This is a genomic window from Candidatus Bipolaricaulota bacterium, assembly GCA_021159055.1.
GTDB lineage: Bacteria > Bipolaricaulota > Bipolaricaulia > UBA7950 > UBA9294 > S016-54.
Genome location: JAGGSO010000144.1, coordinates 1 through 7,140, shown reverse-complemented (window position 1 = coordinate 7,140; position 7,140 = coordinate 1). Strand labels below are relative to the sequence as shown.

Below are 7,140 nucleotides of genomic sequence, written 5' to 3'. Positions count from 1 at the left end.
GTCCATGCCCACTTTCACTCCTGGTTCGAGGTAGGTGTGAGCGGGATCGACGATCCTCACCCCGCTTTCCATCAGTTCCGCCGCGATCCGATCCCGCATCATCCCCTCCGCCCGAGCGAGCTCGGCGCGGGAGTTTACTCCCATCACCGCTGCCGGCTCCGGGGTCGGGACCGCCGCCACCCGCCTTCCGGCCGTGGCGTAGCGGGAGACGAGGTCGGTCAAGTAGTACTCGCGCTGCGCGTTTCCCGTCCCGAGCCCGGCCAGTGATTCCCATAGGAACGGGTCGTTGCGCAGGGCGTAGATCCCGGTGTTCACCTCGGTGATCCCGAGCTCGTCCGCGGTAGCGTCGCGCGCCTCCACGATCCGCGTCGGGTGCCCGTCTTGGTCCCGCACGATCCGCCCGTAGCTCCCCGGTGCAGGGAGGATCACAGAGAGCACCGTCAGATCGGCTCTCTCCTTCTCATGCTGTTCGAGGAAGTCGCTGAGGACTGAAGATGTGATGAGGGGAACATCACCGGGGAGGACGAGGAGGGTAGGGGGCGTCGCTTTCCCCCGCGCCTGAAGGAGGGCGTGGCCGGTGCCGCGGGGTTCTGCCTGGTCGACGAAGGTCACTCCTGCGGCGGAGAACGCCTCCCGCACCGCGGGATCGCTCACCACCACGATCACCTGGGCTGGGTCGAGTCCCCGCACTGCCGCGAGCACGTAGTCCAGGATCGGGCGGCCACAGACCGGATGGAGGACCTTGGGGCGCTTCGAGCGCATGCGGGTCCCCTTCCCCGCGGCCAGGATGATCGCTCCCAGTTTTCTCGCCATCGTTTTAATGATACGGGATCGAGCCGGATTGGCAAAACCGTTGCACACCTCGTCGGCGAGCGCGTATACTTCAGCAGAATCAGGACGGGGAGGTGGAAGGATGAAACGCGTCTTCTCCGGGATCCAGCCGACCGGAACGCTTCACATCGGGAACTACTTCGGGGCGATCCGGAACTGGGTCGCGTTCCAGGAGGATCACGACTGCATCTACTGCATCGTCGACTACCACGCGATCACGGTCGAGGTCGATCCCAAGGTCCTTCGCAGCTCGTCGCTCAACATGGCCCTCGACCTCCTCGCCTGCGGAATCGACCCGGAAAGGTCGATCCTGTTCGTGCAATCAGCCGTCCCCGAGCATACTGAGCTCGCCTGGATCTTCGGCTGCGTCACCTCCTACGGGGATCTCACCCGGATGACCCAGTTCAAGGACAAGTCAGCCGGGAGGAAGTTCGTCTCCGCCGGGTTGTTCAACTATCCTGTCCTTCAGGCGGCGGATATCCTCCTCTACCGCGCGGAGGAGGTCCCGGTGGGGAAGGATCAGGTTCAGCATTTGGAGCTGTCGCGGCGGATCGCGCGCCGATTCAACTCCAGGTTCGGGGAGTTCTTCCCCGAGCCGGCTCCGCTCCTCCCGCGGCGCGGGGCGCGGATCATGTCCCTCGCCGACCCGGAGAAGAAGATGAGCAAGAGCGCGGGAGAGGCGCACTACGTCGGGGTGATGGAGGACGAGGCGTCGATCCGCAAGAAGATCCGCTCCGCGGTCACCGACATCGGCCCACGCGGGAAGGAGATGTCGCCGGGGGTGGCGAATCTGTTCGAGATCCTCGAGCTTGCCGCTGATCCGGAGACGGCGGCCGCACTGCGGAAGGAATACGATGCCGGAACCCTGATGTACTCCCACCTGAAGGATGTGGTGTTCGAGAGCCTGATGCGGGTGCTCCGTCCGATTCAGGAGCGGCGGGCCGAGCTGGCCGCAGCGGGAGAGGTGGAGGAGATCCTCGCCGCCGGCGCGGAGCGGGCGCGGCGGATCGCACGGGAGAACATGCGGCAGGTGCGGGAGCTGGTCGGGCTCTTCCCATCTCAGGGCTGAACGCCGTGCGACGATGAAAGTTCGCTGGTGGAAGCTCGGGCTGATCCTCTTGGGGACCGTTATCCTCTCCGGGTGCCTGTTTCAGCCGGAAAACAATCCCCCGGTCCCCGCGCTCACCATCGACTTAGAGCAGGGCTACGCCCCGCTCACGGTCTCGTTCGACGCCTCTGGTTCGTACGACCCCGACGGGGACAGGCTCAGCTTCGTTTGGGACTTCGGCGACGGAACGACCGGGAGCGGAACGGTGGTCAAGCACACCTTCTCCTCCCCGGGGGAATATACCATCACCCTGCGGGTGGTCGATCCCCGTGGCGGGGAAGCGAGCGCGTCCGCGGAGGTGAACGTCCTCCCGGTCCCGGAGGGAAAGATCCTCCGCCGCTACCACTGGGACTATGACGGAGAGCCGCAGTACCTCGAGTTTTTGATCCCCGAGTCCCTCTATCTCCGCTACCACAACCAGGTCCGCCATCCGCTCATCGACAACTACAACTACGGGGATTACGTCATCGAGCCGGTGGACGACCCGACCCTCTCCGACCTTGCGGACGCCCTCCAGGCCCGCGCGACCGGCGGGCGGATCGGGGTGCTCGACTACATCCTCGCCTTTGTCCAGGGCTCGATCCGCTACGTCGAGGACCAACCCGGGATGGAGTACCCGCTCTATCCGATCGAGACCCTCGTCGACGGAAAGGGGGACTGCGAGGACACGACGATCCTATACGTCAGCTTGGTGCGGGCGCTCGAGTATCACGTAACGATGGCGTTCGTCGACACCGATGCCGACGGCACCCCGGACCACGTCCTCGGGCTCGTCCCCATCACCCAGGCAGAGCTAGACGATCTCCCCGGAACCACCGGGGTATGGACGATCGACGGGACACTGTACGCCGTCGCCGAAACGGCGGTTAATCCCGAGCTATCCGGTTACATCCGGCTCGGAACCGACCCATGGGGGATCGGCCCGGACGCGATCAAGCAGCGCTGGGACTACTAGCGGACGCGGTTGCGCAGGATTCCGATCCCCTCGATCTCGACCTCCACGACATCCCCGTGGTGGAGCGGGCCGACGCCGGGAGGGGTCCCGGTTGCGATCACGTCGCCGGGCTCGAGGGTGATGCGGGAGGTGATCTCGGCGATGATCTCCGGGATCGGGAAGATCAAATCAGCGGTCGAACCGTCCTGGCGCAGCTCTCCGTTCACCCGTGACATCACCCGGAACGGGCCCGAGATCTCGTCGGGGGTGACGATCACCGGCCCGAGCGGGGCGGAGGTGTCGAACCCCTTCGCTCGCACCCAGTTCTTCTCCCAGCTCTGTACCGCCCGGTCGGTGACATCGTTCATGCACGTATACCCGAGGACGACGTCCAGTGCGGCGCTCGGCTCGACGTTTCGGCACCGCTTTCCGATCACCACGGCGAGCTCGGCCTCGTAGTCGATCCGGGGACTGTCCGGGGGGACGATCTCCTCATCCGGTCCGATCACCGCGGACGGCGGCTTGAAGAAGAAGATAGGGCGTTCCGGAACCTCGTTCCCGAGCTCCTTCGCGTGAGCGGCGTAGTTACGCCCGAGGCAGATGATCTTCGTCGGGGTGCACGGGGGAAGGAGCCTGACCGCGGCGGCGGGAAACTCCCCGGCATCAGACCGAACCGTCTCCCCGACGAGGGTCCCGGCGGTCGGTTCGGACGACCGGGGATGGATGAACCTGACAAGGCGCATGTTCCTCCTTTCGAATCCGCAGTTTTCCCGAGGCTATACGATCCTGGGGAAAGATGCAACCGGAAGTCTTATGGGATCAGGACCGCGGCTCCTTTGATCCGGCCAGCGCGGAGGGCCGCAACCGCCGCGTTCGCCTCCGCGAGTGGAAACTCCGTGACGTGGGTCTCGATCGGAAACTCCTGCGCGATCGCCATGAACTCCTCCCCGTCGCGGCGGGTGAGGTTGGCGACCGAGACGATCCTCCGCTCCTCCCACAGGATGTCGTAGGGGAACGCGGGGATCTCGGACATGTGGATCCCGGCGCAGACGACCGTGCCGCCTTTGTCGAGGGCGCGCAGGGCGGCAGGGACGAGCGCTCCGACCGGGGCGAAGATGATCGCCGCGTCGAGCGGCTCCGGGGGAAGGGCGGTGGAATCCCCGGCCCAGCTCGCTCCCAAGCGGAGGGCGAATGCCTGCTTCTCCCGATCGCCGGGGCGGGTGAACGCGTACACCTTCCTTCCCTGGTGGACCGCGACCTGGGCGATGAGGTGTGCCGCCGCTCCGAACCCGTACAACCCGATCCTCTCAGCATCATCGGTCATCCGATAGGCACGGTAGCCGATCAGCCCGGCGCACAGGAGCGGAGCGGCGTTGGCGTCGGGGTATCGCGCCGGGATCGGGAACGCGTAGCGCACGTCGGCGACCGCATACTCGGCGTAGCCCCCGTCGATCGTGTAGCCGGTGAATCTAGCGTTCTCGCACAGGTTCTCCCTGCCGCTGCGGCAATAGCGGCAGGTTCCACAGGTGTACCCGAGCCACGGGACCCCGACTCGGTCCCCGATCCGGTACCGGGTCACTCCAGCGCCGCGCTCGACCACCCGGCCGACGATCTCGTGTCCCGGGATCAACGGGAGCTTCGGGTGCGGGAGCTCCCCGTCGAAGATGTGAAGGTCGGTCCGGCAGATCCCGCACGCCGCGACCTTGAGCAGCACCTGGTTCTCCCCAGGGCTTGGAATCGGCATTTCCTTGAGCCGGAGCGGCTCACCCGGCCGCTCGAGGACCATCGCCTGCATGGTGCGCATATTAGTTTCCTCTAATGAAGCGTCCCGCCGAGAGGCGTTACTCCCGGCGGGATGCGTCGCTTAAGGTACGATCTCGAACGCCAGGAACAAGTTGCGTTCATGCTTGTTGAAGTTGTTGTCGCTCGCCACGATCAGGGTGTAGTGGCCGTTCGCCAGCTGCGGCCCGATTGCGACCGCCTCCATGTTATCCGGATTGACCGCGATGTCGGACAGCTCCTTCAGGGCGGATACCCGCACGAGCAGGGTCTTCTGCACCGGGGTTCCGGTGAACGGAGAGGGAAGGGCGAACACGTCTTTCACATCCATCGCCCCGGTGAGGTTCACCCCGAACAGCTTGATATCGTTCCCCACCCCGCTCGAGTACGAGCGCTCCATCACGAGCAGGTCGTACTCCGGCATGTACGGCTTGATGTAGAGCATCCCGGAGACCCCGTTGTCCGCGTAGGTTCCCGAGGTGGGAGCGGCGAAGATCTTGGTGGTCACGTACACGTACTCGGCCACATCCGCCGGGGTCTCCCCGCTCAGGTCGAAGTCGACGATCCGCACCGGCGTCCCGTGATCGACTGTTGAATTGTCCCCGTCCTGCACGAGTGCCTGCTCGTTCACCGCGTAGAGCGTCTTCCCGTCCGGGATCAGCCCCAACCCCTCGAACGCGAGGTTGCTCCTGACCCCCTTGGTCTCCCCGGGGATGAACTTATCCGGGAGCGGGATCTCCTCCAGCAGCACCCCATCCAGAGCGAACCTACGAATCCAGGGATTGCCGTCGAGATCGCGCTCCGAAGAGATGATGAGCTGGCCGTCCGGGGTGAGGCGCACCTCCTCGGCGTCGATCCCCTTCGCCGGGTATGGCTGCACGCCGGGGGTATTCGGGTCGGAGTCGAGGAACGTCACCCCGAGGACCTGCACGTTGTGAATCCCGGTTCTATCGACGTCGATCCGCAGGGTGTACAGCCGCCCCGGGGTCCCGGTCCCGCCGCGGTCGTCGCAGATCCCGTAGTAGACGTCCCGCTGCGCATCGTAAGCCAGGCCAGAGATCCCTCCCACCTGCATCGTCCCGTAGAACCATTCGTCAGTCGGGATCTCGTAGGATCCCAGGAACTTGAGCGAGCTTCCCACTGCGACCGCCCCGAACAGGGCCACCGCCACCAGCACCAACCCTAGCACCACCTTCTTCATGGCTACCTCCTTTCCTCCCATTATCCCATCCTCCGAAAACGGGGGCAAATCCCCTTACTTGAGGTCGAACCCGATCACGATCGGGTCGTGGTCCGAGGACCGGTACGGGTCGTTCCGGTAGAGGGAGACGAGCTGATCGGCCGACTTGTACGCCGTCCCGTACCCGAGAGCCGGCGGCTCGTCCGCGTCGATGTGCCAGACCGCCGCTCCGGTCGCCTGGCGGGCGAGGCTCGTCGAGGCGAGGGCATGATCAAGGCATCCGGCCTCCCCCTTGTACACGTAGGTGTAATCGGGTCCATCCCCGGAGCGGGAGAGGAGGTCGACATAACCGGCGGAGAGGATGGTCGTGATCGGATCCTCGCGGGTGTAGGCGTTCAGGTCGCCGATGATCAGGACGTCCGGATCACCGCTTCCGGTGGGGTCGGTCGCGATCCAGTTCAAAAGCGCCTTCGCTGCCTCGGTCCGGTTGTGGTTCCACGCCCCCTGCCCGTCCCCTTGGTCGGCGTCGTCCCCGTACGCCCCGCGCGAGCTCTTCGACTTGAAGTGGTTCATCACCACGGTGAACTTCGCCCCGCTCCCTTTCTGCATGAACGTCTGAGCGACCGGCGGGCGGTTCATCTCCGGCAGGCCAGCGAGCAAGAACTTCGCCTCCCCCACCGGGGCGACGGTCTGGGTGCGGTAGACGATGGCGCAGGTGATCAGATCGGTCCCCACCTGGTCGACGGGCAGGCGGACGTAGTCGTAGCTCGTCCCGATCGGTGCGGCGGCGTTCATCCCGGCCACCAGGTCGTGGATTGCGCTTCCCGGCCCGAACCCGTCGTTCTCGATCTCGGCGAGGCCGATCACATCGGCGTGGAGCCCGACGAGCGCCTTCACGAGCTTGTCCTGCTGCCGCTCGAACTCCCGCAGGTTGACCGCCCCGCGCGCGGTGGGAAACCCTCCCCCACACCCGTCCCCATTGAAGTAGTTCTCCACGTTGAAGCTCGCCGCGCGCAGCGTACCCCCGACCGGGGCCGGGGCGGTGGTCCTCGGGTTGAGGAACAGGAACTCCGGTGGGGTGATCGGCTCGATGAGATAAGACCCGTAGGAATAGGTGACGACCCCTTGCACCCCCTGGATTGCATCTCCGTCCCGCAAGGTGTCGGTCGCGGAGAGCCCGGAAGCCGGATAGGGGATCGGATCAGGGTTCTTGGTCGAACTCCCGTCGTCGAGGACGATCCGATCGAGGGCGTTGGCGTGCGCCACCGCCAGGGCGTCAGTTCCCGGTGCGGCGATCTCAGTGGGAGC

The 7,140-nt window shown here is 65.5% G+C and carries 7 protein-coding genes; 2 read left to right on the top strand and 5 right to left on the bottom strand.

From position 1 onward, the window contains the following. A partial coding sequence (locus J7J55_07455; GenBank protein MCD6142531.1) for an NTP transferase domain-containing protein occupies positions 1-813 on the bottom strand: 813 nt, incomplete at its 3' end. 100 nt (positions 814-913) lie between these two features. Between J7J55_07455 and trpS the strand changes: the two genes are divergently transcribed. Next, positions 914-1,900, top strand: coding sequence for a tryptophan--tRNA ligase (gene trpS, locus J7J55_07450; protein MCD6142530.1), 987 nt, complete (start codon positions 914-916; stop codon positions 1,898-1,900). A gap of 13 nt (positions 1,901-1,913) precedes the next feature. Beyond that, positions 1,914-2,894, top strand: a complete 981-nt coding sequence (locus J7J55_07445) for a PKD domain-containing protein (GenBank protein ID MCD6142529.1) — start codon at positions 1,914-1,916, stop codon at positions 2,892-2,894. Here the strand turns inward: J7J55_07445 and J7J55_07440 are convergent. From J7J55_07440 to J7J55_07425, 4 genes are all read right to left on the bottom strand, one after another. Next, on the bottom strand, positions 2,891-3,616 hold the full coding sequence (locus J7J55_07440) for a fumarylacetoacetate hydrolase family protein (protein MCD6142528.1): 726 nt from the start codon (positions 3,614-3,616) through the stop codon (positions 2,891-2,893). The two genes, J7J55_07445 and J7J55_07440, sit on opposite strands and share 4 nt — an antisense overlap. A gap of 68 nt (positions 3,617-3,684) precedes the next feature. Continuing rightward, positions 3,685-4,668, bottom strand: a complete 984-nt coding sequence (locus tag J7J55_07435; protein ID MCD6142527.1) for a zinc-dependent alcohol dehydrogenase family protein — start codon at positions 4,666-4,668, stop codon at positions 3,685-3,687. 69 nt (positions 4,669-4,737) lie between these two features. Continuing rightward, positions 4,738-5,853 carry an esterase-like activity of phytase family protein gene (locus tag J7J55_07430; GenBank protein ID MCD6142526.1) on the bottom strand — a complete coding sequence of 372 codons (1,116 nt, stop codon included), beginning with the start codon at positions 5,851-5,853 and terminating at the stop codon, positions 4,738-4,740. Between the two features lie 54 nt (positions 5,854-5,907). Next, positions 5,908-7,140, bottom strand: a 1,233-nt coding sequence (locus J7J55_07425; protein ID MCD6142525.1) for an ExeM/NucH family extracellular endonuclease, incomplete at its 5' end; no start/stop codon positions are given.

Excerpts from the sequence above, each read along its gene's own strand:
- J7J55_07435 (MCD6142527.1), bottom strand. The coding sequence starts at position 4,668 with ATGCAGGCGATGGTCCTCGAGCGGCCGGGTGAGCCGCTCCGGCTCAAG.
- J7J55_07445 (MCD6142529.1), top strand. The coding sequence starts at position 1,914 with ATGAAAGTTCGCTGGTGGAAGCTCGGGCTGATCCTCTTGGGGACCGTT.
- J7J55_07440 (MCD6142528.1), bottom strand. The coding sequence starts at position 3,616 with ATGCGCCTTGTCAGGTTCATCCATCCCCGGTCGTCCGAACCGACCGCC.
- trpS (MCD6142530.1), top strand. The coding sequence starts at position 914 with ATGAAACGCGTCTTCTCCGGGATCCAGCCGACCGGAACGCTTCACATC.
- J7J55_07430 (MCD6142526.1), bottom strand. The coding sequence starts at position 5,853 with ATGAAGAAGGTGGTGCTAGGGTTGGTGCTGGTGGCGGTGGCCCTGTTC.